The 23,765-nt window shown below is 66.1% G+C and carries 22 protein-coding genes; 18 read left to right on the forward strand and 4 right to left on the reverse strand.

Annotated features, from left to right (window positions below):
- The first annotated feature begins 45 nt into the window (after nucleotides 1–45).
- The 10 genes from zapE to AC3WQZ_RS15690 all read left to right on the forward strand — a co-directional run bounded on the left by zapE (nucleotide 46) and on the right by AC3WQZ_RS15690 (nucleotide 9,342).
- The gene (gene zapE / locus AC3WQZ_RS15645) at nucleotides 46–1,143 is read left to right on the forward strand and encodes a cell division protein ZapE (protein ID WP_010809467.1); all 1,098 of its coding nucleotides are present in this window, start codon (nucleotides 46–48) and stop codon (nucleotides 1,141–1,143) included.
- Between the two features lie 105 nt (nucleotides 1,144–1,248).
- On the forward strand, nucleotides 1,249–3,816 hold the full coding sequence (locus AC3WQZ_RS15650; protein ID WP_492300849.1) for a heavy metal translocating P-type ATPase: 2,568 nt from the start codon (nucleotides 1,249–1,251) through the stop codon (nucleotides 3,814–3,816).
- 3 nt (nucleotides 3,817–3,819) lie between these two features.
- Complete coding sequence (gene ccoS, locus AC3WQZ_RS15655; protein WP_010809469.1) at nucleotides 3,820–3,966, forward strand: cbb3-type cytochrome oxidase assembly protein CcoS; 147 nt, start codon at nucleotides 3,820–3,822, stop codon at nucleotides 3,964–3,966.
- Between the two features lie 155 nt (nucleotides 3,967–4,121).
- Nucleotides 4,122–5,570 (forward strand): cytochrome-c oxidase, cbb3-type subunit I, encoded by a 1,449-nt coding sequence (gene ccoN / locus AC3WQZ_RS15660; protein ID WP_010809470.1) that lies wholly within the window; start codon nucleotides 4,122–4,124, stop codon nucleotides 5,568–5,570.
- 18 nt (nucleotides 5,571–5,588) lie between these two features.
- Nucleotides 5,589–6,251 carry a cytochrome-c oxidase, cbb3-type subunit II gene (gene ccoO / locus AC3WQZ_RS15665; RefSeq protein ID WP_010809471.1) on the forward strand — a complete coding sequence of 221 codons (663 nt, stop codon included), beginning with the start codon at nucleotides 5,589–5,591 and terminating at the stop codon, nucleotides 6,249–6,251.
- A gap of 3 nt (nucleotides 6,252–6,254) precedes the next feature.
- Complete coding sequence (locus AC3WQZ_RS15670; protein WP_010809472.1) at nucleotides 6,255–6,419, forward strand: cbb3-type cytochrome oxidase subunit 3; 165 nt, start codon at nucleotides 6,255–6,257, stop codon at nucleotides 6,417–6,419.
- Between the two features lie 2 nt (nucleotides 6,420–6,421).
- On the forward strand, nucleotides 6,422–7,339 hold the full coding sequence (gene ccoP, locus AC3WQZ_RS15675; protein ID WP_010809473.1) for a cytochrome-c oxidase, cbb3-type subunit III: 918 nt from the start codon (nucleotides 6,422–6,424) through the stop codon (nucleotides 7,337–7,339).
- Between the two features lie 49 nt (nucleotides 7,340–7,388).
- The gene (gene ccoG / locus AC3WQZ_RS15680) at nucleotides 7,389–8,861 is read left to right on the forward strand and encodes a cytochrome c oxidase accessory protein CcoG (RefSeq protein WP_010809474.1); all 1,473 of its coding nucleotides are present in this window, start codon (nucleotides 7,389–7,391) and stop codon (nucleotides 8,859–8,861) included.
- Nucleotides 8,862–8,890: 29 nt separating this feature from the next.
- Nucleotides 8,891–9,100 carry a membrane protein gene (locus tag AC3WQZ_RS15685; RefSeq protein ID WP_011615606.1) on the forward strand — a complete coding sequence of 70 codons (210 nt, stop codon included), beginning with the start codon at nucleotides 8,891–8,893 and terminating at the stop codon, nucleotides 9,098–9,100.
- Nucleotides 9,097–9,342: a hypothetical protein gene (locus AC3WQZ_RS15690; protein ID WP_010809476.1), complete on the forward strand. Its 246-nt coding sequence runs from the start codon at nucleotides 9,097–9,099 to the stop codon at nucleotides 9,340–9,342. The genes AC3WQZ_RS15685 and AC3WQZ_RS15690 overlap by 4 nt, the downstream gene beginning before the upstream one ends.
- 63 nt (nucleotides 9,343–9,405) lie before the next feature.
- Here the strand turns inward: AC3WQZ_RS15690 and fnr are convergent, their stop codons facing one another.
- The gene (gene fnr / locus AC3WQZ_RS15695; RefSeq protein WP_010809477.1) at nucleotides 9,406–10,131 is read right to left on the reverse strand and encodes a fumarate/nitrate reduction transcriptional regulator Fnr; all 726 of its coding nucleotides are present in this window, start codon (nucleotides 10,129–10,131) and stop codon (nucleotides 9,406–9,408) included.
- Between the two features lie 78 nt (nucleotides 10,132–10,209).
- Between fnr and AC3WQZ_RS15700 the strand changes: the two genes are divergently transcribed.
- The 8 genes from AC3WQZ_RS15700 to truB all read left to right on the forward strand — a co-directional run bounded on the left by AC3WQZ_RS15700 (nucleotide 10,210) and on the right by truB (nucleotide 21,004).
- Complete coding sequence (locus tag AC3WQZ_RS15700) at nucleotides 10,210–10,968, forward strand: sulfite exporter TauE/SafE family protein (RefSeq protein WP_492300851.1); 759 nt, start codon at nucleotides 10,210–10,212, stop codon at nucleotides 10,966–10,968.
- A gap of 568 nt (nucleotides 10,969–11,536) precedes the next feature.
- The gene (gene scpB, locus AC3WQZ_RS15705; RefSeq protein ID WP_010809479.1) at nucleotides 11,537–12,391 is read left to right on the forward strand and encodes an SMC-Scp complex subunit ScpB; all 855 of its coding nucleotides are present in this window, start codon (nucleotides 11,537–11,539) and stop codon (nucleotides 12,389–12,391) included.
- Between the two features lie 5 nt (nucleotides 12,392–12,396).
- Nucleotides 12,397–14,286: a 23S rRNA pseudouridine(2605) synthase RluB gene (gene rluB / locus AC3WQZ_RS15710; protein WP_492300853.1), complete on the forward strand. Its 1,890-nt coding sequence runs from the start codon at nucleotides 12,397–12,399 to the stop codon at nucleotides 14,284–14,286.
- Between the two features lie 301 nt (nucleotides 14,287–14,587).
- Nucleotides 14,588–15,076 carry a ribosome maturation factor RimP gene (gene rimP, locus AC3WQZ_RS15715; RefSeq protein WP_010809481.1) on the forward strand — a complete coding sequence of 163 codons (489 nt, stop codon included), beginning with the start codon at nucleotides 14,588–14,590 and terminating at the stop codon, nucleotides 15,074–15,076.
- Nucleotides 15,073–16,548, forward strand: coding sequence for a transcription termination factor NusA (gene nusA, locus AC3WQZ_RS15720; protein WP_010809482.1), 1,476 nt, complete (start codon nucleotides 15,073–15,075; stop codon nucleotides 16,546–16,548). Before rimP ends, nusA begins: the two co-directional genes overlap by 4 nt.
- 91 nt (nucleotides 16,549–16,639) lie before the next feature.
- A complete protein-coding gene (infB, locus tag AC3WQZ_RS15725; RefSeq protein ID WP_010809483.1) occupies nucleotides 16,640–19,528 on the forward strand; it encodes a translation initiation factor IF-2 in 2,889 nt (962 codons plus the stop codon).
- Nucleotides 19,529–19,588: 60 nt separating this feature from the next.
- Nucleotides 19,589–19,957, forward strand: coding sequence for a 30S ribosome-binding factor RbfA (rbfA, locus tag AC3WQZ_RS15730; RefSeq protein WP_010809484.1), 369 nt, complete (start codon nucleotides 19,589–19,591; stop codon nucleotides 19,955–19,957).
- 99 nt (nucleotides 19,958–20,056) lie between these two features.
- On the forward strand, nucleotides 20,057–21,004 hold the full coding sequence (gene truB / locus AC3WQZ_RS15735; RefSeq protein ID WP_058697174.1) for a tRNA pseudouridine(55) synthase TruB: 948 nt from the start codon (nucleotides 20,057–20,059) through the stop codon (nucleotides 21,002–21,004).
- Nucleotides 21,005–21,041: 37 nt separating this feature from the next.
- Here truB and AC3WQZ_RS15740 read toward each other — a convergent pair whose 3' ends face one another.
- The 3 genes from AC3WQZ_RS15740 to AC3WQZ_RS15750 form a co-directional block, all read right to left on the reverse strand.
- Nucleotides 21,042–22,034, reverse strand: a complete 993-nt coding sequence (locus tag AC3WQZ_RS15740) for a Bug family tripartite tricarboxylate transporter substrate binding protein (RefSeq protein ID WP_439668031.1) — start codon at nucleotides 22,032–22,034, stop codon at nucleotides 21,042–21,044.
- Nucleotides 22,035–22,118: 84 nt separating this feature from the next.
- Complete coding sequence (locus tag AC3WQZ_RS15745; RefSeq protein WP_010809487.1) at nucleotides 22,119–22,817, reverse strand: AroM family protein; 699 nt, start codon at nucleotides 22,815–22,817, stop codon at nucleotides 22,119–22,121.
- Complete coding sequence (locus AC3WQZ_RS15750; protein WP_058697172.1) at nucleotides 22,814–23,737, reverse strand: DUF1177 domain-containing protein; 924 nt, start codon at nucleotides 23,735–23,737, stop codon at nucleotides 22,814–22,816. The genes AC3WQZ_RS15745 and AC3WQZ_RS15750 overlap by 4 nt, the downstream gene beginning before the upstream one ends.
- Nucleotides 23,738–23,765: the final 28 nt, after the last annotated feature.

The following is a 23,765-nucleotide window of genomic DNA, read 5'->3' on the forward strand; positions in this document are numbered from 1 at the left end:
GGCGCCCCGTTTTCACTTGCGGCCCGTGCGCAGGAACCCGTCAGCATGAACGTCACCGAGTACTACGAGAAGGAACTGAAGGAGCGCGGCTACCAGTCCGACGAAGCGCAATTGCGTGCCGTGGCCCGGCTGCAGCAGTGCTACGACGAATGGGTGGCCTACAAGAGCCGCCGCAACAATGCGCTGAAGAAGCTGCTGGTCCGTCCCGACGTGCCCAAGGGCGTCTACCTGTGGGGTGGGGTGGGGCGCGGCAAGTCCTTCCTGATGGACAGCTTCTATACCTGCGTGCCGGTGGTGCGCAAGACGCGGCTGCATTTCCATGAGTTCATGCGCGAGGTCCATCGCCAGCTCGAAGAGCTGCGCGGCCGTCCCGATCCGCTGGATGAGCTGGCCAGACGCATCGCGCGCCGCTTCCGGCTGATCTGCTTCGATGAATTCCACGTCAGCGACGTCGCCGACGCGATGATCCTGCATCGGCTGCTGCAGCAGATGTTCGAGAACGGCGTGCAGTTCGTGATGACCTCCAACTACCGCCCGGACCTGCTGTATCCGGATGGCCTGCACCGCGACCGCGTGCTGCCGGCCATCGCGCTGCTGCAGCAGAAGCTCGACGTGCTCAACGTCGACGCGGGCATCGACTATCGCAAGCGCGCGCTGGAGCAGGTGCAGGCGTACCACACGCCGCTCGGCGCCAAGGCCAGTTCCGCGCTGCGCGACGCCTTCACCTCGATCGCCGGCGTGGCCGACGAGTCGCCGCTGCTGCATATCGAGCATCGCGAGTTGCGTGCGCTGCGCAAGGCCAACGGCGTGGTGTGGTTCGACTTTGCCACGCTGTGCGGCGGCCCGCGCTCACAGAACGACTACCTGGAGCTGGCGTCCCAGTTCCACACCGTGATCCTGTCCGACGTGCCGCGCATGACGCCGCGCATGTCGTCCGAGGCACGCCGCTTCACCTGGCTGATCGATGTCTTCTACGACCACAAGGTCAAGCTGCTGATGTCGGCGGAAGTGCCCGCGGACGAACTCTACACCGAAGGCCAGATGGCCAATGAGTTCCATCGGACCGTATCGCGCATCATCGAGATGCAATCGCGCGAATACCTGGAATCCGAGCGCCGCACCATGGATACCACGCTCACCTGAGCGTTGTTTTCCGGCCCGGCGCGACGATTGCCGGGCCGCATTGACCTATATCAAGGTCGATTCGGGGGCCCGCATATACCCTCCATCGGGTAGAAAAAGGTTCCCATGTCGTCGCCCCCAGTCACCAGTCCTTCAGCCAGCTTACTGGCACCGTACCCGCCGTCCGCGCTCCGTGATGCCTTGGGCCCGGCTGCCGACGCCGGTGCGCGGCTGGCCTGCTTCCATTGCGGCCTGCCCGTCACGGACACCGAGCCGCTTGCCGCCGAGCTGGACGGCAGCCGCCGGGTGTTCTGCTGCGGCGGTTGCCAGGCATTGGCGCAGACCCTCCATGCGGCCGGCTTTGCGCACCTGTACGGGAATGAAGCCCGCTTCGCCCGCCCCATCGACGACGACGCCCGTCGCGAGGCCGAACCGATCTGGGCCGCCTACGACACCCCTGAGTTGCGCGCCCAGTTTGTCCGCCCGCTGGACAGCGGCCGCGCCGAGATCACGCTGGCGCCCGAGAACATCCGCTGTGCCGCTTGCGCGTGGCTGATCGAACAGCACCTGAGCCGCCAGCCGGGCGTTGAGTCCGCGGTCGCCAATGTCGCCACGCGGCGCGTGGTGGTGCGCTGGCGCGATGGCGCCCAGACGGTGGCGGGGCTGCTGGCCGCGCTGGCCGGCATCGGCTACATGGCCTGGCCGTTCGAAGTCTCGCGCACCGACCAGCAGGACCGCCGCGCGCGCCGCGGGCTGCTGATGCGCATGGCGGTGGCCATGCTCGGCATGATGCAGGTCATGATGTATGCGTGGCCGATCTACACGCACGAGGCCACCATCGACCCTGGCCAGCTCCAGCTGATGCGCTGGGCCAGCTTCGCCCTGACGCTGCCGGTGGTGTTCTATGCCGCCTCGCCGATCTTTGCCGGTGCCTGGCGCAGCCTGCGCCAGCGCCACATGGGTATGGACGTGCCGGTGGCGATCGGCATCGGCGCCGGCTTTGCCGCCAGCGCGCTGGCCACGGTGCGCGGAGTGGGTGAGGTGTATTTCGATTCGGTGACGATGTTCGTCGCCTTCCTGCTGCTGGCCCGCTACCTGGAACTGCGCGTGCGCCAGGCCTCGCGCAGCGGCGCCGAGATGCTGGCGCGCCAGCTGCCGGCCACCTGCGAACGGCTGGTCGCGACGGGTGAGGCCGGCGAGCGTGTGCCGGTCGCGCGCCTGCGTGCGGGCGATCTGATCCGCGTCAAGGCCGGCGAGATCGTTCCCGCCGATGGCGCCGTGGTGGCGGGCGCGAGCGAACTCGACGAATCCATGCTGACCGGCGAGAGCCGCCCGGTGCGCCGCGCCGCCGGCGAGACCGTGCTGGCCGGCAGCTTCAATACGGCAAGCCCGCTCGAACTGCGGATCACGCGCGTCGGCGCCGGCACCCGCCTGGCCGAGATCGTCGCGGTGCTGGACCGCGCGCTGGCTGAAAAGCCGCGCCTTGCCACGCTGGCCGACCGCGTCGCGGGCTGGTTCGTGGCGACGCTGCTGGGGCTGGCGGCGCTGACCGGGCTGGTATGGGGCCTCTGGATCGATCCGTCGCGCGCCTTGCTGGTGACGATTGCGGTGCTGGTGGTCAGTTGCCCGTGCGCCTTGTCGCTGGCCACGCCGGCCGCGCTGGCCGCGGCCGGTGCGGCGCTGTCGCGCCGCGGCGTGCTGCTGACACGCGGCCACGCGCTGGAGACGCTGGCGCGCGTCACCGACGTGGTGCTCGACAAGACCGGCACGCTGACCGAAGGGCGCTTTGCCGTGGCCGCGGTCGAGCCGCTGGCTGACGCCGATCGGACCCGATGCCAGGCGCTGGCCACCGCGATGGAGCGCGGTGGCGAACATCCGATCGCGCGCGCGCTGGTGGCCGCGGCGCAGGGTAACTCCGGCATGTCGCTCCAGGTGTCCGACATGCGCAACGTCCCGGGTCAGGGCCTGGAGGCGATCGTCGATGGCCAACGCCTGCGGCTCGGCCGCGCCGACTTTGTCGCGGCGCTGGCGCCCGACAGCGGCCAGGCACCGGACACCTGGCGCAGCGACGCGGACCATCCTGGCGCCACCGTGGTGTGGCTGGGCGCGCCAGCGGGTCCGCTGGCGCGCTTCGTCCTGGCCGATGTGGAGCGGACGCAGACGCCGCAGTTGCTCGCGCGGCTGCGTGAACTTGGCGTGCGCTGCCACCTGGTATCGGGCGATCACGCCGAAGCGGTCCACTGGTGGGCGTCGCACTTCGGCATAGCTTGCGTAGCCGGCGCGGTCACCCCGGAAGGCAAGCGCGACTACGTCGCGCGGCTGCAGCAGGGCGGGGCGGTGGTGCTGGCCGTGGGCGATGGCATCAACGATGCGCCGGTGCTGGCGCAGGCCCAGGTGTCGATCGCCATCGGCAGCGGCGCGCCGCTGGCCCAGGCCGGTGCGGACGCGGTGCTGACGCACGGCGGCGTGGCCGAGATCGCCACCGCACTGGCGGTGTCGCGCCGCACGCGCCGGGTGGTGCGCCAGAACCTGGGCTGGGCCTTCTTCTACAACGTCGTGGCCATCCCGCTCGCAGCGACGGGGCTGGTCACGGCCTGGATGGCCGGCATCGGCATGTCGCTGTCGTCGTTGCTGGTAGTGGCCAATGCCTGGCGCCTGCTGCGCGCCGGCAAGCCGCGCCACAAGGGAGTCTGACAGATGGAAACGCTTTACCTGCTGGTGCCGATGAGCCTGGTGCTTGTCGTGGTCATCGCGGGCGCGCTGTGGTGGGCCCTCCATGCCGGGCAGTACGACGACCTGGACCGGCCCGCCGAATCGATCCTGCTGGACAACGACAAGCCATGAACCCGCCGCGCGGCGCGCCCTCCGACCGGGGCCCAGCACGCAGGTTCCATGCATGCCCTGAGCGACTTGATAAAGATCAACGCACACGCAGCATGGTTTTTCTAAAGTCACACTGTCAGTAGGTTTTTTCTTTTCTCTAAGCTTTGGGGGTCTGAATGGATGTCACTGCCGCGTCTTCACGCGTCGACACCTTCAATTACGGCGTCGTAAGACAGTTCGCTGTCATGACGGTAGTCTGGGGGATCGTCGGCATGGCCGTCGGCGTGCTGCTGGCAGCACAGCTGATCTGGCCCGAACTCAACTTCAACACACCCTGGCTGTCGTTTGGCCGGCTGCGGCCGTTGCATACCAATGCGGTGATCTTCGCCTTCGGCGGCAGCGCGCTGTTCGCGACCTCGTACTACGTGGTCCAGCGCACCTGCCAGGCCCGCCTGTTCTGCGGCCCGCTGGCCGCGTTCACGTTCTGGGGCTGGCAACTGGTCATCGTCGCCGCCGCCATCACGCTGCCGCTGGGGATCACCAGCTCCAAGGAATACGCGGAACTGGAATGGCCGATCGACCTGCTGATCACCGCGGTCTGGGTGGCCTACGCGATCGTGTTCTTCGGCACCATCGTCAAGCGCAAGACCCGGCATATCTACGTCGCCAACTGGTTCTTCGGCGCCTACATCCTGACCATCGCGCTGCTGCACATCGTCAACAACATCGAGATGCCGGTGTCGCTGTGGAAGTCCTACTCGGCCTATGCCGGCGTGCAGGACGCGATGATCCAGTGGTGGTACGGCCATAACGCCGTGGGCTTCTTCCTGACCACCAGCTTCCTGGGGATGATGTACTACTTCATTCCCAAGCAGGCCGAGCGCCCGATCTACTCCTACCGCCTGTCCATCGTCCACTTCTGGGCGCTGAACTTCACCTACATGTGGGCCGGCCCGCACCACTTGCAGTACACCGCGCTGCCGGACTGGGCACAGTCGCTGGGCATGGTGTTCTCGCTGATCCTGCTGGCGCCGTCGTGGGGCGGCATGATCAACGGCATCATGACCCTGTCGGGGGCCTGGCACAAGCTGCGCACCGACCCCATCCTGAAGTTCCTGGTGGTGGCGCTGTCGTTCTACGGCATGGCCACGTTCGAAGGCTCGATGATGTCGATCAAGACCGTCAACGCGCTCTCGCACTACACGGACTGGACCATCGGTCACGTGCACTCGGGCGCGCTGGGCTGGGTTGCGATGATCTCGATCGGCTCGCTCTACTACCTGATTCCGCGTCTGTTCGGCGAGAAGCAGATGTACAGCGTCCGGCTGATCGAGTGGCACTTCTGGATCGCGACCATTGGCGTGGTGCTGTATATCGCCTCGATGTGGATCGCCGGGGTGATGGAAGGCCTGATGTGGCGCGCCACGCAGCCTGACGGCACGCTGACCTATGCCTTCGTCGAAGCGGTCAAGGCCAAGTACCCGTTCTACCTGATTCGCTTGCTGGGTGGCCTGTGCTTCCTGTCCGGCATGCTGCTGATGGCCTACAACGTGCTCAAGACCATCGTCGGCAAGCCCGCCGTGGATGCGCCGATTCCGGCCAGCATCACTGCCTCTGCCCACTGATCAATCCAGGATAGAAAGATGTCCGACAAACAACGCTTCTTTTCCCACGAAACGCTGGAGAAGAACATCGGCTGGCTGATCATCTGCACGATCCTCGTGGTCAGCATTGCGGGTCTGGTCCAGATCGTGCCGCTGTTCTTCCAGCACTCCACCACCGAGCCGGATCCGGGCATCACCCCGTATTCGCCGCTGCGGCTGATGGGCCGCGATATCTATATCCGTGAAGGCTGCGTCGGCTGCCACTCGCAGCAGGTCCGCACGCTGCAGGCCGAGACCGAGCGCTACGGCCACTTCTCCACGGCGGGCGAGTCGGTCTACGACCACCCGTTCCTGTGGGGCTCCAAGCGCACCGGTCCCGACCTGGCGCGCGTGGGCGGTCGCTACTCGGATGACTGGCAGCGCATCCACCTGCGCAATCCGCGCGACGTGGTGCCGGAATCCGTGATGCCATCGTACCCGTGGCTGGAAAAGGCCGAGCTGCCCACCAACGACATCCAGGCCCGCATGCGCGCGCTGGTGCGCCTGGGCGTGCCGTACACGGATGCCGAGATCGCCAAGGCGCCGGACGAGCTCAAGGGCAAGACCGAAGAAGATGCGCTGGTTGCCTACCTGCAAGGCCTGGGCACCAACCGCCGCAACGTCCGCGTGGATTCCGCCGCGGCTGCGGCACCCAAGGAGTAAGCCATGGCCATGATCACTGCCATTGCGACCGTCGTGTCGATGGTCGTCTTCCTGGGGATCTGCTGGTGGGCCTGGTCCGCCGGCCGGCAGGCCGCTAACCGGGAATCCGCCATGCTGCCGTTCGCGCTGCCTGACGAAACCACGACAACATCGAGCCGGAACACCTAGCCATGAGCGATTTCATTTCCGAATTCTGGAGTTATTACATTGCCGCTATCGCGCTCATCGGCATCGTCTGGTGCGTGTGGCTGCTGTTCTCGCAACGCAAGGTCGCCAAGACCGCCGGCGGCACTGAAGACACCGGCCATGTCTGGGACGGTGACCTGCGCGAGCTGAACAACCCGTTGCCGCGCTGGTGGATGTGGATGTTCCTGCTGGCCTGCATCTTCAGCCTGGCCTACCTGGTGCTGTATCCGGGACTGGGTTCGTATGCCGGCGTGCTGAAGTTCTCCACGCAGGGCGAACTTGCCGCGCACCGCGCGGCGCAGGAGAAAATGCAGAACGAGATCTACTCCAAGTACCTGAAGATGGACGTCAAGCAGGTGGCGGCGGATCCGCAGGCGCGCGAGATCGGCCAGCGCCTGTTCCTGAACTACTGCGCACAATGCCACGGCTCGGACGCGCGCGGTAGCCGCGGCTTTCCGAACCTGACAGACAGCGACTGGCTCTATGGTGGCGAACCCGACATCATCCAGCAGACCATCACCAAGGGCCGCAATGGCGTGATGCCGCCGTTTGCCGCGGCCATCGACGCCAAGCAGGCGGGCGACGTGGCGCAATACGTGCGCTCGCTGTCGGGCCTGTCGTCGGACCCGATCCGTGCGTCGCGTGGCGAGGGCGCCTTCAAGACGACCTGCGTGGCATGCCACGGCGCCGGCGGCAAGGGCAACCAGGCGCTCGGCGCGCCCAACCTGGCGGACAACGTCTGGCTGTATGGCAGCTCGGAAGGCAGTATCGTCGACGCAATCCTGAAGGGCCATAACAACCACATGCCTGCGCATGAGGAGATCCTGACGCCTGAACGCATCCGGATGCTGACGGCCTATGTCTGGGGTCTGTCCAATACTGGGGGCGGAGCCGGGCAATGACCGACGACTCATGTGAGCGGGCGCTGGCAGCTCGCGGGAGAGCATGCCCATGAACGCACCCGGGACCGAAGAAATGGCCCGGGCGGCCGACCTGCAACGGTCGGCCGCTGCGCCGGGCGAGACCTCTGACGAAACGCTCTACGAGGTCCGCCGCAAGATCTACCCGCGCTCGGTGACGGGCGCATTCTCCAGCTGGCGGGTCTGGCTGGTGATCCTGACCCAGCTGATCTACTACGGCACGCCCTGGCTCCAATGGAATGGCCGCCAGGCCGTGCTGTTTGACCTTGGCGAGCGCAAGTTCTACATCTTCGGGCTGGTGCTGTGGCCGCAGGACGTCATCTACCTGGCGGTGCTGCTGGTCATCTCGGCGCTGGCGCTGTTCCTGTTCACGGCGATCGCGGGGCGGCTGTTCTGCGGCTATGCCTGTCCGCAGACGGTCTACACCGAGATCTTCATGTGGATCGAGCGGCGGGTCGAAGGCGACCGCATCGCCCGCATCCGGCTCGATGGCGATCCGTGGAGCCTGCGCAAGTTCCGTCTCAAGGCGACCAAGCACTTCCTGTGGGTGCTGATTGCGCTCTGGACCGGCTTTACCTTCATCGGCTATTTCGCACCGATCCGCGAACTGGGCGGCGAGGTGCTCAGCCTGTCGCTGGGGCCGTGGCAGTCGTTCTGGATGCTGTTCTACGCGTTCGCCACCTGGGGCAATGCGGGCTTCATGCGCGAGCAGGTGTGCAAGTACATGTGCCCGTATGCGCGTTTCCAGAGCGTGATGGTGGATCGCGATACCTATGTCGTGACCTACGACGTCGGCCGCGGCGAGCCGCGCGGAAGTCGGTCGCGCAAGACCGACCACCACAAGGCGGGGCTTGGCGACTGCGTCAACTGCAGCATCTGCGTGCAGGTGTGCCCGACGGGCATCGATATCCGCGACGGCCTGCAGTACGAGTGCATCGGCTGCGGCGCCTGCATCGACGCCTGCGACCAGGTCATGGACAAGATGGAATATCCGCGCGGCCTGATCCGGTACACCTCGGAAAACGCGATGCGCAAGGGCTTGTCCGCGGCGGCATCACGCAAGCGCCTGCTGCGCCCGCGCGTGGTCATTTATTCCGTGATCTGGGTGGCGTTGCTGGCCGGGTTCATGGCTTCGATCGCGCTGCGCACGCCGCTGAAGGTCGACATCATCCGCGACCGTGGTGCGCTCGGCCGTGAAGTGGAAGGCCGCTGGATCGAGAATGTCTATCGCCTGCAGCTGATCAACACCACCGAAGCGCCGATGCAGATCAGCGTGCGCGCCGACAGCGACGAACTGAAGAACCTGACCGTGGAATACGACAAGCAGGCCGAATCGCTGGCGCCGACGTCCAACCGGTTGCTGCCGATCCGGATCCGCGTGCCGATCGAGGCCGCGGCGCAGGGCACGCACAAGATCAACGTGACGGTGACGAGCGAAGGCACGGAGCGGGGGCATGCCGAAATCCGGCAATCCACCAGTTTCATCGTGCCGCGCGATTTGTGAAGCTAGGTCGTCAAGATGAAGGGGGCAAGATGAGTCAGCAAGGCAATCCGTGGTGGAAGGAGCCGTGGCCGTGGCTGTTGATGAGCGGCCCGCTGGTGGCGATGGTGGCGTGTGGCGTGACGATCTGGCTGGCATCCACGCATCCGGACATGCCGGTGCAGGGTGCAACGCGCCATGGCCTGGTGGTCGAGAAGGCCGACGCCGCGCCGCCCAAGGCTGCCGCTGTGAGGCAGCCATGAGGTTGCGCTGGCTGATGTGGGTACTCTGGCCGGCGTTCCTGATGGCCGGGTTCGCGACCGCGACGGTGTTTTCGGTGGTGGATCCCGGTGACCTGAACTTCTTCGGCCAGCCGATCGAAGCGTCCCGCGAATCGGTCTACACCGTTGGCTTCCTGATGGCCTGGGTGTTCTGCGCGTTGTCCAGCGGACTGACGCTCTACACCATGCCGACGCGGCTCAGCGATACCGACGAACTGGAATAAGCGGATCGGTGTGAGGTCTGCGCTGCCATGTCCGCATGCGGTGCCTGGCAGCGCCTTGGCCGCTTAGCAGGAGCGGCTGTAGAGCTGCTTGATGCCGTCGATGTCCACGAGCTTGACGTGGCGCTGGCGAATCTGGATCAGGCCGGCTTCGGCAAAGCGGGAGAACAGGCGGCTGACGGTTTCGAGCTTCAGGCCCAGGTAGCTGCCGATCTCTTCGCGGCTCATGCGCATCACGAACTCGGACGCCGAATAGCCGCGTGCCGACAGGCGCTCAGAGAGGTTGATCAGGAAGGCGGCAAGCCGTTCCTCGGCGCGCATCGAGCCCAGCGTGACCAGCATCAGTTGGTCATGCGTGATTTCCTTGCCCATCAGGCGCAGGAACTGCTGCTGCAGCGACGGCAGGTCTGCCGACAGGGACTGCAACTCGCTCATGCGGACCACGCAGACTTCCGTGTCCTCCAGCGCGGCGGCATCGGAGGCATGCTGCATCTCGCCCAGCCCGTCGAGACCGACAATTTCGCCGGGCAGGTGGAAGCCGGTAATCTGCGAGCGGCCGTCTTCAGTGGTGACGTGGGTCTTGAGCGTGCCAAAGCGCACGGCATAGACCGCGGTGAGTGGATCGCCCATGCGATACAGGGTTTCACCCTTGTGCACACGGATGCGTTCCTGAACCAGCGTGTCCATCTTGGCGAGGTCTTGCTGCGACATGCCGACCGGAAGGCACAGCTGCCCCATCGCACAGGTGGAGCAGCGTGGTGACATCTCGGTAATGGGAATGGAGGTGAGCAATTGGAACCTGCTAGAAATGGCAGCGAGGGCGCGATAACGGCATTTTACCGTGCGATGTGATGTGGTAGGGAGTGAGAATTGACACTTGGCGTACTGATCAGCGTTTTTCTGCTGGCTTTGCTGGGCGGGGTCCACTGCGCCGCCATGTGCGGCGGCGTGGCGCTGGCCGTGGAGCAGCGTCACGGCGCGGCGGCGACGATCAGTCTGGTGCCCAGCCGTGCCGCCTGGCTCGGCGAGTTGCTGATAATGCACCTAGGCCGGATCTCGACCTATATGCTGCTTGGGGCCGCGCTAGGCGCGGTCGGTGCTTCGGCGTGGAAACAGGACTATCTGCCGGTGCAGCGCTGGCTGTTCGGCGCGGGCAGCGTCATGCTGCTGTGGTCGGGCTGGCGGTTGCTGCGCGGCAACACGTTTACCGTCGACTGGCTGGAGCGGCTGGCGTCGCGTGCCAGCGCAGCGGTGGCGCGCCGGCTGGGTGGCGTGGCACGCGGCATGCCGTCCTTTGTGCGCGCACGCGGCGGCCTGACGCGGCGATACGGCGTGGGCCTGGCGTGGGGGCTGGTGCCGTGCGGCATGGTCTATGGGGCGCTCACGCTCGCGCTGCTGGCGGGCAATGCGGCGTCCGGCGCACTCGTGATGGGCGTGTTCGGGCTCGGCACACTGCCTAACCTGCTGGTGCTCTCCGGCCTGTCAGGCTATTTGCGTACGCTGTCGCGACGTCCCGGCGTGCGCCTGGGGGCCGGCCTGGCGGTAATGGCGTTCGGCGGCCTTGGCATTGCGCGAGCGGTGCTGTTGCCACATTCGCTGGCCGAGCATGGATTCTGCCTGGTGTTCTGAGGCGCCGGCGCTGCGCCGGCAACGGATGATGGTTGCAGGCGGGGGCGGGAATGCCATACAATCGCCAACATTGCGGTATCGCGCGGTGTCTTGTGAGCCGCGGTAAGCAGCGGGCGAGCAGCGCCAGGCGGCCTTCATACCAGAAGGTGAGTTCAGGGCAGGGGAAGCGGAAGGTTTTCGATGCCCGTCCCGTCCCCACAGTCCATCCGGTTCAAAAGATCTGGTTCAAAAGTCCGGCTGGCACTGCGGTGTTGGCGATGCCGGCCTTGCTCCCGATACCCGTTTTTCTTGCGTCCGAGGCCTTCAGTTCGCTGACAGCGACGTCCGGTATGTGCGGACGCGCTACGCAAGAGGTTCGCTGGCTGGCCCATAACGGCATGCGAACGATCTCCTGCCGGAACGCCCGGCAACTCGATGCAAAGATAGGGAAGTGCACGGCTTGGATGCAGCAGGTATCCGGCTAGCTGCGCAATGAGATGGCGGTGGCTTTCGCACCGCTGTATCCAAAATCTCCGGTGCCCCGGATCCGTCCGGGAGCAGGTGCAAAGACAGGCTGCACACCATCAACATGAATACCCAAGAGGCGAAGATCGTCCTCGAGACGGCGCTGATCTGCGCGCAGGAACCGTTGCGCGTCAATGATCTGCGGCGGCTGTTTGACGACGACGTCGGCGCAGACACCATCCGCGTGCTGCTTGATGAACTGCGCCAGGACTGGCGGCCGCGCGGCGTGGAACTGGTGGCCCTGGCCAGCGGCTGGCGCTTCCAGAGCCGGCCGGAAATGCGTGAATACCTGGATCGGCTGAATCCAGAAAAGCCGCCAAAATATTCGCGCGCGGTGATGGAAACACTGGCGATCATTGCCTACCGGCAGCCGGTGACCCGCGGCGATATCGAGGAAATCCGCGGCGTGACGGTCAGCACGGAAGTCATCAAGAAGCTTGAGGACCGCAGCTGGATCGAGGTGATCGGACACCGCGACGTGCCGGGCAGGCCGGCGCTGTATGCGACCACCAAGGCGTTCCTGGACGATCTTGGCCTGCGTACGCTGGATGAGCTGCCGCCGCTGGAAGATGCCCAGGCGCAGGCGCAGGCAACCCTGCTGGAACAGCAGGCCATCAATTTTGAAGACCTGGCTGCAAACAAGGCGGCCAGCGCCGACGAAGAGGCTTTTGCCAACCCCGCCGCGCATGCGGCGGATGTGGCTGAAGCATCCGTCGCAAACGAAGCCGAGACGACCGGCCCGGTCGACCAAGGCGCCAATGGCTTTGACGCGCAACCGCTGCAAGCTGCAGCCGACGATGCCGCTGAGGCCGCTTCCACCGAACCAGCCGCACCCAATCCGGACGGGGCGCGGGGCGATTTGCCGGACAACGGCACCCCGCCGCACCCGAGCGAGCACGACGAGCGCGTGCCGAACTGAACAACATGCAACATCCGATAGTGAATATCTTGTCTGATTCCGTTGAGCAAGACACCCGCAATGCGGGCGCACCCGCCGACACCGGCGCCGCAGAACCCGGATCGGGCAGCGAAGCCGCGCCCCGCCGCAAGGGGCTGCGCCGCGGGCTGAGGAACCTGGTCGCATCGCGCCGCCAGGCACAGGACCGCGGCGAGGGCGCCGAAGGCGCCGGCGGCCAGGCCGATGCCGGTGAAGCGGGCGCCGCACAGGCGGCGGGCGGTGCGCGCGGTGGCCAGCGTGGCCGCGGCAAGCGCAAGACGGGGCAGGGCGAGGGTGGCCAGGGTAGCCAGGGCGGCCAGGGCACCAGCAAGGCAGAAAAGGTCGACCGTGCGGCCAGGGCCGAAGGCACCGACAAGCCTGAGCAGCCCGGCCGCAAGCGCAAGCCGGTCCAGCGCTCAGGCAAGGCGGCAGCGCCGGGCGAGGCGCAGGGTGCCGGTGCGCGGCAGCAGGGCCGCCGCAAGGATGGCGGCAAGCCGCAGGCGCCCCGCAAGGGCCAGGGCGGCGGGGACAAGACCACGGCGAGCAGCGAAGACCTGTTCCGCTTCGTGATCTCTGAGCAGTACGACAACGAAGACACCGTCATTCCGCGCACCAAGGCCAAGCCGGTGCGCGAGCTGTCGGCCGACGACGACGCGCCCAAGCTGCACAAGGTGCTGGCCGAGGGCGGGCTGGGCTCGCGCCGCGAGATGGAAGAACTGATCCTGCAGGGCCGCGTTTCGGTCAACGGCCTGCCGGCCCATATCGGCCAGCGCATCCTGCCGGCGGACCAGGTCCGCGTGAACGGCAAGCTGATCCACCGCAAGGTGTCGACCAAGCCGCCGCGCGTGCTGCTGTACCACAAGCCCGCCGGCGAGATCGTCAGCCAGTCCGATCCGGAAGGCCGTCCGACTGTGTTCGACAGCCTGCCGCGCATCAAGACCGGCAAATGGGTCGCGGTGGGCCGCCTGGACTTCAATACTGAAGGCCTGCTGATCTTCACCACCTCGGGTGACATTGCCAACCGTTTCATGCATCCGCGCTATGGCGTGGAGCGCGAGTACGCGGTGCGCACGTTGGGCGAGCTGGCCGAGGCCGACCGCCAGCGCCTGCTGCATGGCATCAAGCTCGATGACGGCGAGGCCAACTTCCTGCGCATTGCCGACGGCGGCGGTGAAGGCGTCAACCAGTGGTACCACGTGGCCCTGACCGAAGGCCGCAACCGTGAAGTGCGCCGCATGTTCGAGGCGGTCGGGCTGACCGTGTCGCGCCTGATCCGCACCCGCTACGGCCAGTTCCTGTTGCCGCGTGGCCTCAAGCGCGGCCGCTGGCAGGAAGTCGAGCCCAATGACGTCAAGGCGCTGATGGCCGGTGTCGGCCTGAAGGTGCCCGGCAAGGGCGAGCAGGTTCCCAAGGGCGCCACCAAGGTAGGCGGGCGCAAGCAGCGCACCGAAGCCGCGATTGCCGGCATGCCGATGCCCACGGGCATGGACGGCCTGCCGCGCTTCGACCAGGGCGGCGCCCGGGGCGGTAGCGGCGGCCGCAGCAGCCAGCCGGATCCGATGAAGACCTCGATGGGCTATATCACCCACGGGCCCACCTTGCTGACCTCGCACGCGGCCAGCCTGGGCGGCGGGCGCGGCACTGGCGCACGCCAGGGACGTGGTGGCGCCGGCATGGGCGGTATGGGTGGCATGCGCGGTCAGGGTGGCCAGGGCGGCCTGGGTGGCCAGGGTCAGGGCAAGCCGCGTCGCGGCGGCGGCGAAGCCAACGGCAATGTGATGCCGAAGGCGTCGAAGCCGGGCGGCAACCGTTCCCCGCGCGGCGGTAGTGGCGGTGGCGGCGGCAACCGTGGTGGCAACCGCGGCGGCAACCGATAAGCGCTGAATCCGGCGCATGGCGGGTTGAACGCCCGCCGGCGCCGGATTCAGTGCGCGGAAATGTCTGGCTTTTGCCTTTTCGACATAATCCGCGTATAATTCAAGTCTATTCAAAAAGCCATCCTCGTCGAGGATGGGCGAATGATGGGCATTGCGCCCATTTTTTTTTGGTTCGCCCGTTTTTCGGTTCTCTCCGCTGGAGCGGGGGGGTGGCGGACAGGCAGGGCTGCAGCAGGGTCGTCCCGGACGGCACCGGCGGGTTTGCCTGCCACGGTGTTGATGGCCATTACTCGGGATAACAGTGCATCTGGCAGATTTGATCGAAACCACCCTAAGCGGCATGGGATATGAGCTGGTCGAGCTCGAGCGTGCCCCGGCCGGATTGCTGCGTGTCTATATCGATCAGCCTGAAACCGGCATTGCCATCGAGGATTGTGAAAAGGTGAGCCGCCAGCTCACCCACGTGTTCACGGTCGAGAACGTCGACTATGAACGCCTCGAGGTCTCGTCGCCCGGACTGGACCGGCCGCTGAAGAAGCTGGCCGACTACGTCCGCTTTGCCGGCGAGGAGGCGCGCGTGACGCTGCGCCTGCCCGTCAACGGACAGAAGAACTTCACAGGCATCCTGCGCGAGCCCACCGGCGCGGCGGGCGAGGAGAAGATTGGCCTGGAGTTCGAAGGCAAAGATGGCCCGGCGCTGCTGGAATTTGCCGTATCCGATGTCGACAAGGCACGCCTGGTGCCGGTGATCGACTTCAAAGGAAATCAAAGAAAAGGGAACAAGCAATGAGCCGCGAAGTTCTGTTGCTCGTCGATGCGCTTGCGCGTGAGAAGAACGTCGACAAGGATGTGGTATTCGGTGCCCTGGAGGCGGCGCTCGCCTCGGCCACCAAGAAGCGTTTCGAGGAAGACGTGGATATCCGTGTCGCGATCGATCGCGAGTCGGGCGAGCATGAAACCTTCCGCCGCTGGCTGGTCGTTCCCGACGAGCTGGGCCTGCAAGAGCCGGACAAGCAGATCCTGCTGTTCGAAGCCCGCGATGAAAACCCCAGCATTGAGCTGGGTGACTTTATCGAGCAGCAGATCGAGTCGGTCGAGTTCGGCCGCATCGGTGCGCAGGCTGCCAAGCAGGTGATCCTGCAGCGCATCCGCGACGCCGAGCGCGAGCAGATCCTGAACGACTACCTGGATCGCGGCGAGAAGATCATGACCGGCACGGTCAAGCGCGCCGACAAGAAGGGCCTGATCGTCGAGTCCGGCCGCGTGGAAGCGCTGCTGGCCCGCGACCAGATCATCCCCAAGGAAAACCTGCGCACCGGTGACCGCGTGCGTGCGTATATCCTGAATGTGGACCGCGCCGCGCGCGGCCCGCAGATTGAACTGTCGCGCACCGCGCCCGAGTTCCTGATCAAGCTCTTCGAGAACGAAGTGCCGGAAATGGAACAAGGCCTGCTGGAGATCAAGGCGGCTGCCCGTGATCCGGGCGTGCGCGCCAAGATCGCCGTGGTCGCGCATGACAAGCGCATCGACCCGATCGGCACCTGCGTCGGCGTGCGCGGTACCCGTGTCACCGCGGTGCGCAACGAGATCGGCGGCGAGGCCGTGGACATCGTGCTGTGGTCGGAAGACCCGGCGCAGTTCGTGATCGGCGCGCTGGCACCGGCACAGGTGCAGTCGATCGTGGTCGATGAAGAAAAGCACAGCATGGACGTCGTGGTCGACGAGGAAAACCTCGCCGTCTCGATCGGCCGCAGCGGTCAGAACGTGCGCCTGGCGACCGAGCTGACCGGCTGGCAGATCAACATCATGACGCAGGAAGAGTCGGCGCAGAAGCAGGCCGAAGAGAGCGATGTCGTGCGCAAGCTGTTCATGTCCAAGCTGGACGTGGATGAGGAAGTTGCCGACATCCTGATCGAGGAAGGCTTCTCCACGCTGGAAGAAGTGGCTTATGTCCCCATCAGTGAAATGATGGAGATCGAGGCCTTTGACGAAGACACCGTCAACGAGCTGCGCAATCGCGCGCGTGATGCGCTCCTGACGATGGAACTGGCCCGGGAAGAAAAGGTGGAAGAGGTGTCGCAGGACCTGCGCTCGCTCGACGGCCTCAACCCGGAACTGATCGGCAAGCTGGCCGAAGGCGATATCCATACGCGTGACGACCTGGCCGAACTGGCCGTGGACGAGCTGGTCGAGATGACCGGTGTCAGCGAGGAAGAAGCCAAGTCGCTGATCATGAAAGCACGGGAACATTGGTTCAACTGAGGGACACGGCCGGGCCGGCCTACACCTGGCCCGGGCGCGCTTTCCGCAACGATTTGTCCCGACGTAGAAACCAAGCATTGAAAGGGTTTGAATGGCAAGCACAACAGTTGCCCAACTGGCCGCAGAACTGAGTCGCAGCGCAGCTGCCCTGCTGGAACAATTGCAGGCGGCTGGGGTGGGCAAAGCGACGCCAGAAGACATCATCACGGAATCGGATAAGACCAGGCTGCTGGACTATCTGAAGCGTTCGCACGGCCAGGCCGACGACAGCTCCCGCAAGAAGATCACACTGACCAAGCGCGAAACCTCCGAGATCCGCCAGTCGGATGGCACTGGCAAGACCCGCACGGTCCAGGTGGAAGTGCGCAAGAAGCGCGTGCTGATCAAGCGCGACGAGGCTGCGCCCGATGCCCAGGCCGACGCGGTCGAAGCCCAGGCGCCTGTCGTCGATGCTGTCGAGGAAGCTCGCCGCGACGAGGAAGAACGCCAGCAGGCCGAACTGCTGGCGCGCCAGGAAGCTGAAGCCAAGGCCGCCCGCGAGGCAGCCGAGCGCGAGGAAGCCGAGCGCCGCGCCCGCCAGGAAGCGCTGGAGGCTGAACAGCGCCGCCAGGCCGAACTCGCCGCCCGCAAGGCGGAGGAAGAGGCTGCCGCGTCGCGCGCCGTGACCGAGGCCAACGAGGATTCCTCGCGCAAGAAGGCAGAGGACGAGAAGGCACGCGTCACCGCCGAACGCGCCGAGGCGCAGAAGGCTGCCGACGAAGCCAAGGCTGCCGCCGACAAGGCCCGCGCAGAGCAGGAAGTCGCTGCGCGCAAGCGCCGCGAGGCTGCCGAAGCCGAGGCCCGTGCGATCCAGCAGATGCTGAACGCGCCGCCGCGCGTGCTGAAGGCGCCGTCCGAGCGCAAGGCCGAAGAGAAGAAGGCCGAGCAGACCGGTACGCTGCACAAGCCGGTGAAGCCGGCCGGTGCGACCACGGAAGCGAAGAAGGACGAAAAGAAGCCGGCCACCACGACCACGACCACGGCAACCGCCGACAAGAAGGGCAAGGTCGTGAAGGCGGGCTGGCAGGACGACAGCAGCCGCAAGAAGGGCAGCGGCCTGAAGACCCGCGGCGATACTTCGGGTGGCGTGGGCGGCTGGCGCGGTGGCCCGCGTGGCCGCGGCGGCAGGCAGCAGCAGCACGATGACAGCCGCAGCAGCTTCCAGGCGCCGACCGAGCCGGTGGTGCGTGAAGTGCACGTGCCGGAAACCGTCTCGGTGGCCGACCTGGCGCACAAGATGGCCGTCAAGGCATCCGAGGTCATCAAGCAGATGATGAAGCTCGGCCAGATGGTGACCATCAACCAGGTGCTGGACCAGGAAACCGCCATGATCGTGGTGGAAGAAATGGGCCACAAGGCGTATGCCGCCAAGCTGGACGATCCGGAAGCGCTGCTGGTGGTGGGCGGTGAGGAACACACCGACGCCGAGCTGCTGCCGCGTCCGCCGGTGGTGACCGTGATGGGTCACGTCGACCACGGCAAGACCTCGCTGCTGGACTACATCCGCCGCACCAAGGTGGCCGCGGGCGAAGCCGGCGGGATTACGCAGCACATCGGTGCCTACCATGTGGAAACCGACCGCGGCGTGATCACGTTCCTGGATACCCCGGGTCACGAGGCCTTCACGGCCATGCGTGCCCGCGGTGCCAAGGCGACCGATATCGTGATCCTGGTGGTGGCCGCCGACGACGGCGTGATGCCGCAGACCAAGGAAGCCATTGCGCATGCCAAGGCTGCCGGTGTGCCGATCGTGGTGGCGATCAACAAGATCGACAAGCCCGATGCCAACCCGGACCGCGTCAAGCAGGAACTGGTGGCGGAGCAGGTGGTGCCGGAAGAATACGGCGGCGATTCGCCGTTCGTGCCGGTTTCCGCCAAGATGGGTACCGGTGTGGAAGACCTGCTCGAGCAAGTGCTCCTGCAAGCCGAAGTGCTGGAACTGACCGCTCCGGTGGATGCCCCGGCCAAGGGCCTGGTGGTGGAAGCCCAGCTGGACAAGGGCAAGGGCCCGATCGCGACCATCCTGGTCAGCAGCGGCACGCTCAAGCGTGGCGACGTGGTCCTGGCTGGCAGCGCCTACGGCCGCGTGCGTGCCATGCTGGACGAGAACGGCAAGCCGACCAAGGAAGCCGGCCCGTCGATCCCGGTGGAAATCCAGGGTCTGTCGGAAGTGCCTGCCGCCGGTGAAGAAGTGCTGGTGCTGCCGGACGAGCGCAAGGCACGTGAAATCGCGCTGTTCCGCCAGGGCAAGTTCCGCGACGTGAAGCTGGCCAAGCAACAGGCCGCCAAGCTGGAGAACATGCTCGAGCAGATGGCCGAAGGCGAAGTGCAGACGCTGCCGTTGATCGTCAAGGCCGACGTGCAGGGTTCGCAGGAAGCGCTGGTGCAGTCGCTGCAGAAGCTGTCGACCGCCGAAGTGCGCGTGCAGATCGTGCATGGCGGCGTGGGTGGCATCTCCGAATCCGACGTCAACCTGGCGACGGCTTCGAAGGCGGTCATCATCGGCTTCAACGTGCGTGCCGACGCCGGTGCGCGCAAGCTGGCCGAGCACAACGGCATCGATATCCGCTACTACAACATCATTTACGATGCGGTAGACGAGATCAAGGCGGCGATGTCGGGCATGCTGGCGCCGGAGAAGCGCGAGACCACCATCGGCCAGGTCGAGGTACGTCAGGTGTTCCGCGTGCCGAAGATCGGTGCGGTGGCCGGCTGTATGGTCACCGACGGCCTGGTCAAGCGCAACTCGCTGGTGCGCGTGCTGCGCAACAACGTGGTCATCCACGACGGCGAGCTGGATTCGCTCAAGCGTTTCAAGGACGATGTGAAGGAAGTGAAGCAAGGCTTCGAGTGCGGTCTGTCGATCAAGAACTTCAACGATGTTCAGGAAGGCGACCAGCTCGAGGTGTACGAAATCACAGAGGTGGCGCGTACGCTGTAAGGCGTCGCAAGCAACGGCAGGCTTCGGCCTGCCGTTGTCATCTCGACCAGACTGTATTGAATGGCCAAGAAAGGCAGTATCTCCTCCCGCAATCTCCGCATCTCCGACCAGATCCAGAAGGACCTGGCCGAGATGATCCAGCGCGAACTGCGCGACCCGCGCCTCGGCCTGGTCACGCTGCAGTCGGTCGCGCTGACGCCTGACTACGCGCACGCCAAGGTGTACTTCACCGTGCTGGGCGCCGAAGCCGCCGAGGCGGAAGCCATCCTGAACGAAAAGGCCGGCTACCTGCACTCGCTGCTGTACAAGCGCCTGCACATCCATACCGTGCCGACGCTGCGCTTCTTCCACGATACCTCGGTCGAACATGCGATCGAGATGTCCAAGCTGATCAACGAAGCGAACGCCACGCGTTCGAAAGACGACTGAAGCCGGCGCCCATGCCGCCCTGGCATGGGTTTCGCGGCCACTACGTTTACGTTGCCGCCATCCGCGCCGCATCGCCGTCCCGCCTCCCGCTTTCTCCCGATGACCGATTCCAACGCCAACCGTCCGCCGCGCCTGCCGCGCCGCGAGGTCCATGGTGTGTTGCTGCTCGACAAGCCGCTGGGCCTGTCGTCCAACGACGCGCTGGTGCGCGCCAAGCGCCTCTTGCGCGCGGCCAAGGCCGGCCATACCGGCACGCTGGATCCGCTTGCCACGGGGCTGCTGCCGCTGTGCTTCGGCGAAGCCACCAAGTTTTCGCAGGACCTGCTGGAAGCGGACAAGACCTATGACGCCGTAGTGCGGCTGGGCTCGCGCTCGAGCACCGGCGACGCCGAAGGCGAACTGCTCAACGTGCGCGAGGTCACCTGCGATTGCGCCGCAGTGGAGCAGGCGCTGGCAAGCTTCCTCGGCGAGATCGAACAGGTGCCGCCGATGCATTCGGCGCTGAAGAAGGACGGCCGCCCGCTGTATGAATACGCGCGCGCCGGCCAGACCGTGGAGCGCGCGGCGCGCCGCGTCACCATCCGTTCGATTGCGCTGCTGGAGTGCGCCTTGCCCGAAGCCCCGTCGTTCACGATGCGGGTGACGTGCAGCAAGGGCACCTATATCCGCACGCTGGCCGAGGACATCGGCGAAGCGCTGGGCTGCGGCGCGCACCTGACCGGACTGCGCCGGATCGCCGTGGGCGACCTGACGCTGGACGGCGCGGTGACCCTGGAGCAGATCGAGCAGCGCGACGACTCGCAGCGCCCGGCCATGCTGGCACCTGTGGACGCCTTGCTGCAGAAGTGTGCGCCGGTGCATCTGGACGAGGTCTCTGCAGCGCGCTTCCTGCAGGGCCAGCGCATCGCTCAGCGCGACCTGCCGGCCGACACCGGGCTGGCCGAGGATGCGCTGGCGCGCGTCTATGCCGGCGAACCAGCCCGGCTGCTGGGCGTGGCACGCATGCGCGAAGGCGCGTTGCGGCCGGAGCGGCTGGTCAACCTGTAAGTTGCGTGAGGGGCGTAAATGGCCGCCCCGTCAGCAATTACTCGAGCGTGATCTTGGCCGTCTTGATGACATCGGCCCACATCTTGCGGTCCTGGGCGAGGAACCCGGCGAAATGCTCCGGCGTATCGCCCACGGGCTCGGAGCCGAATTCAGCCATCTTCTTCCTGACTTCCGGGTTCGCCAAGGCCTTGACCAGCGCCTGGTTGTAGCGGACCACGATTGCCTTCGGCAGGTCCTTCGGCCCGAAGATGCCTTGCCAGGTCGGCATGTTGAAGTCCTTCAGTCCGCTCTCGGCAAGCGTCGGCACCTCCGGCAACAGGGGCGAGCGTTTGCTGCCGGTGACTGCCAGCGCCTTGACCTTGCCGGTCTTGGCCAGCGTCGCCGCGGTGGTGATGTTGTCGACCGTCATGGCGATATGCCCGCCCATCAGGTCGGTGATCACCGGGGTGGCACCCTTGTACGGCGCATGGACCATGTCGATGCCAAGACGGTGCAGCATGGTTTCGGCAATCAGGTGATTTGACGTGCCGACGCCGGCGGTGCCGTAGGTGACCTGCGGCGTCTTTTTGACGTAGGCGACGAAGTCGGCCATGGTCTTGACCGGCAGGGCCGGATTGACGATCACGACATTCGGCTGGGTGGCCAGCATGGCGATGGGCGTGAAATCATCCGCCTTGTATGGCGTGCCCTTGGGGTTGAGCACGTGGGTCACCGCCATCGCGCCGGCGGCGCCCATGCCGATGGTGTAGCCGTCGGCCGGGGCCTTGGCCAGCTTGTCGGCGGCGATATTGCCACCCGCACCCGGCACGTTCTCCACCACCACCGGAACCCCCAGGCTTTCCGACAGCGGCGCCTGCACCAGGCGCGCCAGCAGATCGGCCGAGCCGCCGGGCGCAAAGCCCACCAGCAGGCGCACCGGCTTGGCCGGCTTCCACTCCTGCGCCTGCGCGCCCGGGATCACCGCCGCGCCCAGGCTCATCCACATCATGCCGCGTGCCAGCGGCCCCATCCACTTCGCCACCTGTTTCATTGTTACTTCCACTCCAGCAGTGTCATGGGCAATCTGTCAGCGGGCTTGCCCTTACCCGAAAATGGATTCGCTTCGTGCCTGGATTCAGGCCGCGGCACCAGCCAGTACCTGTCCCAGCAGCCTTGCCACCATGCGGTTGGAGAGCAGCACCGGCGCGCCGGCATGGCGCGCCACCTCGGCCCGCATGGCTTCGGTGTAGCCCATGCAGTGCATCACCACCAGGTCGCAGCCGCGCAGCGTCTCGCCCGCCTGCGCGAAGCGATCGGTGCTGGCGTCGGTATAAGGCGAGGCATGGGTGACGCGCAGTTCGCAGGGCACCGGCTGGATCAGGTGGAAGCTGCTTACCTGGGCCTCCAGCGGCAATACGATGCCGAGCCGCTTGCAGCCCTGCGCCAGCGCCACGGTCAGATGGTCCACTACCTGCTGCGGTTCGATGACCAGGGTCCGCATCGGCGGCAGGGCGGTGCCGGTGCACAGCGGCACCAGGGCGTCGAAGCGGCCGTCGTCCAGCGAGGTCATCAGCCGGGCCAGCATGGCCTCGGCCACCGGCTTGCCCATCACCGCCTGCGTGCCGTCACGCAGCCGGCTGGCAAAGCGGTACTCGCCGGGCGCGGGCGCCAGCGCGGCAATATCTTGCGGGCCCAGCGCGTCCAGGATGCCGAACTCTTCCACAGTGGCCGGCAGGCCCAGGTCGGCAATCATCTGCGGGACCACGTCTGTCCTGGGCGCCTGCCCGATGGTGACGAAGGCCACGCGTGGCTGGCGTGCGGCAGGCGTGTTCATGCCTCGGTTCCCACGGTCTGCAGATGGGCCAGCGAGCCATAGCGGCGCTGCAGCTCGGCCCACTCGGCCGCGTCGTAGAAGTCGCACTGGCCCTGGCCGAACTGCTTCGCCACCTCGATGCAGAAGCGCGTCGCCACGTCGATGTCGAAGGCGTTGGTGACGCCGGTTGCGCAGCCTGGCACAGTGGTCTGCGCGGTCAGCGCCACGCCCACCACCGGGGCAGGGGTCACGATGGCCGGCTGCATGATCGAGTTGACGTGCCACAGGCCGTTCTCATACGGCGTGATGTCCTGGGTGGTCAATGGCAACACCATCGGCAGTTCGCCGCTGACCCATCCCATCAGGTCCAGCATCCGCTCCGGCAGGCGCAGCAGCCAGCCTTCTTTGGCCACCGGCGTCAGCGCCACGCCGCGGCGGTTGACAAGGCGGTTGCCGCGCGTGGTGTCGACCGACAGGATCGCCGCCATGCGCGGGTGCACCTCATGCGACATCATCGTGCGCATCGCAAAGGGCGATTTCATCATCGGCACCGGATGATGCGGCCGTGTGGCGGCATGCGGGCAGATATGGGTGTGGATGCGCACCGGACCGGCCAGCACGTCGCCGGTGGCGGCCATGTCGGCCAGCTTCAACGCGCTGGCGACGGCCACGATGGCGCCGTCGGCATCGGACACCAGTCCCGTCACGGCCGGGCGTGCACCGACGCCGCCCAGCCGGCCCACCACGCCAAGTGCGGGCGCGTCCGGGTTCTGTCCGGGCACCGTGCAGGCGAGGAAATCGGTGTAGAGGCCGTTCTCTTCCACGCGCGTGACGGTGACATCGTCCAGGCCGCGCGAGCGCAGCAGTGAGGCGACGGCTGCGCCGTCGACATTCGCTGCCGACAGCAGCTCGATCGATTCAATAACCTGCTTGATAGACATCTTGCTTGACTTCCTGGGGCTGGGGTGG

The organism is Cupriavidus sp. FW305-26 (assembly GCF_058787975.1).

Bases quoted from the DNA above. Each gene is read 5' to 3' on its own strand.
- zapE (WP_010809467.1), top strand. From the start codon at position 46: ATGAACGTCACCGAGTACTACGAGAAGGAACTGAAGGAGCGCGGCTAC.
- AC3WQZ_RS15650 (WP_492300849.1), top strand. From the start codon at position 1,249: ATGTCGTCGCCCCCAGTCACCAGTCCTTCAGCCAGCTTACTGGCACCG.
- ccoS (WP_010809469.1), top strand. From the start codon at position 3,820: ATGGAAACGCTTTACCTGCTGGTGCCGATGAGCCTGGTGCTTGTCGTG.
- ccoN (WP_010809470.1), top strand. From the start codon at position 4,122: ATGGATGTCACTGCCGCGTCTTCACGCGTCGACACCTTCAATTACGGC.
- ccoO (WP_010809471.1), top strand. From the start codon at position 5,589: ATGTCCGACAAACAACGCTTCTTTTCCCACGAAACGCTGGAGAAGAAC.
- AC3WQZ_RS15670 (WP_010809472.1), top strand. From the start codon at position 6,255: ATGGCCATGATCACTGCCATTGCGACCGTCGTGTCGATGGTCGTCTTC.
- ccoP (WP_010809473.1), top strand. From the start codon at position 6,422: ATGAGCGATTTCATTTCCGAATTCTGGAGTTATTACATTGCCGCTATC.
- ccoG (WP_010809474.1), top strand. From the start codon at position 7,389: ATGAACGCACCCGGGACCGAAGAAATGGCCCGGGCGGCCGACCTGCAA.
- AC3WQZ_RS15685 (WP_011615606.1), top strand. From the start codon at position 8,891: ATGAGTCAGCAAGGCAATCCGTGGTGGAAGGAGCCGTGGCCGTGGCTG.
- AC3WQZ_RS15690 (WP_010809476.1), top strand. From the start codon at position 9,097: ATGAGGTTGCGCTGGCTGATGTGGGTACTCTGGCCGGCGTTCCTGATG.
- scpB (WP_010809479.1), top strand. From the start codon at position 11,537: ATGAATACCCAAGAGGCGAAGATCGTCCTCGAGACGGCGCTGATCTGC.
- rluB (WP_492300853.1), top strand. From the start codon at position 12,397: ATGCAACATCCGATAGTGAATATCTTGTCTGATTCCGTTGAGCAAGAC.
- nusA (WP_010809482.1), top strand. From the start codon at position 15,073: ATGAGCCGCGAAGTTCTGTTGCTCGTCGATGCGCTTGCGCGTGAGAAG.
- infB (WP_010809483.1), top strand. From the start codon at position 16,640: ATGGCAAGCACAACAGTTGCCCAACTGGCCGCAGAACTGAGTCGCAGC.
- rbfA (WP_010809484.1), top strand. From the start codon at position 19,589: ATGGCCAAGAAAGGCAGTATCTCCTCCCGCAATCTCCGCATCTCCGAC.
- truB (WP_058697174.1), top strand. From the start codon at position 20,057: ATGACCGATTCCAACGCCAACCGTCCGCCGCGCCTGCCGCGCCGCGAG.
- AC3WQZ_RS15740 (WP_439668031.1), bottom strand. From the start codon at position 22,034: ATGAAACAGGTGGCGAAGTGGATGGGGCCGCTGGCACGCGGCATGATG.
- AC3WQZ_RS15745 (WP_010809487.1), bottom strand. From the start codon at position 22,817: ATGAACACGCCTGCCGCACGCCAGCCACGCGTGGCCTTCGTCACCATC.
- AC3WQZ_RS15750 (WP_058697172.1), bottom strand. From the start codon at position 23,737: ATGTCTATCAAGCAGGTTATTGAATCGATCGAGCTGCTGTCGGCAGCG.